At 60.8% G+C, this 265-nt stretch carries 1 protein-coding gene; it reads right to left on the reverse strand.

Features of this window, described 5'->3' with window-relative positions; translation table 11 throughout:
• The coding region (locus tag H6B10_RS16265) for a phosphoenolpyruvate-utilizing N-terminal domain-containing protein (protein WP_275951108.1) at positions 1-265 on the reverse strand (265 nt) is incomplete at both ends.

A 265-nucleotide genomic window follows, 5' to 3' on the forward strand; every position in this document is an offset into this window, starting at 1 on the left:
GGCGACGGCGTGGCCGCCCGTCCAGAATATCCACGACGCGGCGGCAGACGTCACATACATCGACGCTGCGCTCCCGGATGTATTCGTCGTCCACATTGTTCAGGCGGCCGGCAAAAATCTGTTCGGCGCGTTCTACGGCGGCGGCGCCGCCGGCACCGGCAGCTATGTAATCACCAATTTCATTGGTGAAGGACTCGTCTTCCAACAGTGCAATCTGGAACAGCAGAATGTCGGCATCGGGGCCTTTGGCGCGCTGGCTTAAACG

The organism is Gemmiger formicilis (assembly GCF_016901605.1).
Classification (GTDB): domain Bacteria; phylum Bacillota; class Clostridia; order Oscillospirales; family Ruminococcaceae; genus Gemmiger; species Gemmiger formicilis_B.